Source organism: Streptomyces bobili (assembly GCF_002154575.1).
In the GTDB taxonomy this organism is placed as follows: Bacteria; Actinomycetota; Actinomycetes; order Streptomycetales; family Streptomycetaceae; genus Streptomyces; species Streptomyces bobili.
The window spans coordinates 1-1,313 of the sequence record NZ_MUBA01000550.1 but is presented as its reverse complement, the minus strand read 5'-3'; the positions used below and the strand labels follow the sequence as shown (position 1 = coordinate 1,313).

Below are 1,313 nucleotides of genomic sequence, written 5' to 3'. Positions count from 1 at the left end.
GGGTGGCGACCCCGCTCCGGGTGGCGGTGTCCCGGTCGAGAACAGCGTCCCGGCACAGCGCGACCGGCGCGAGGACAGCGTGCTCCCGCCGCTGCGCGAGGTACCTCCGGCCGACCCCGACCTGATCGCCAGGATGCGTTCCGGCGACGACACGGCGTACGAGGAGCTGTACCGGCGCCACGCCGACGCCGTGCGCCGGTACGCGCGTACCTGCTGCCGGGACGGCCACACCGCCGACGACCTCACCGCGGAGGTCTTCGCCCGCATGCTCCAGGCGGTGCGCCGCGGCTCCGGCCCCGAGCACGCCGTACGCGCCTACCTGCTCACCTCCGTACGCCGGGTCGCCGCGGGCTGGACGCAGTCCGCGAAGCGCGAGCAGCTCGTCGACGACTTCGCGCTGTTCGCCGCGCACGCTTCCCGTTCCTCCGAGGTGTCCGACGACGACACCCTCGACCTCGGGGCCGACGTGCTGGCCATGCACGAGGCCGAGCAGTCCATGGCCATGCAGGCCTTCCGCTCGCTGCCGGAGCGCTGGCAGGCCGTGCTGTGGCACACCGAGGTCGAGGACGAGTCGCCGAGCGAGGTCGCCACGCTGTTCGGCCTCGACGCCAACGGCACGCGCGTGCTCGCCAGCCGGGCCCGCGAGGGCCTCAAGCAGGCCTACCTCCAGGCCCACGTCAGCGCGACCCTGACCAGCGACGAGGAGTGCGCCCGCTACGCCGACCAGCTCGGCACCTACGCCCGCCGCCGGCTGCGCACCCGCGCCGAGCGGGGGCTGCGCAAGCATCTGGACGAGTGCGCCAAGTGCCGGCTGGCCGCCCTCCAGATCGAGGAAGTCGCCAGCGGCATCCCCGCCGTGGTGCCCATCGCGGTCATCGGCTGGTTCGGTGCCGCCGGGTACGCCAAGGCCGTCGCGCTCATCGCCGGTGGTGCCGGAGCCGGGGCGGCGGGCGCCGCGGGCGCGGCCGCGGCGGCGAGCGGCGGGACGGGCGGGTCCAGCGCCGGCGGTGCGGCCGCCTCGGAGGGCCTGGGCGCGCCGGTGAAGGGCGGTATCGCGGCCGGTGTGGTCGTGGTGGCCGCCGCCGTGGTGGCGCTCGCCCTGGTCGGCGACGACAGCCCGGCCGACCAGCCGGTGGCCAAGCCGTCGGCGTCCGCGCCGGTCGTGCTGCCGGAGGAACCGGTGGCCGCGCCCACCCCCACGCCCGAGGAACCCGACCCGCTGCCGCCGGCGGTCGTCCCGGTGTCGGCCCCGGCGCCGACGCCCAGCCCGACGCCCCCGGAGCCGACGCCCATACCCTCACCGACCCCCACAC

The 1,313-nt window shown here is 76.6% G+C and carries 1 protein-coding gene; it reads left to right on the top strand.

Annotated elements, in window-relative coordinates:
- On the top strand, positions 1 to 1,313 hold a 1,313-nt coding region (locus BZL64_RS33185; protein WP_244205645.1), incomplete at both ends, for an RNA polymerase sigma factor.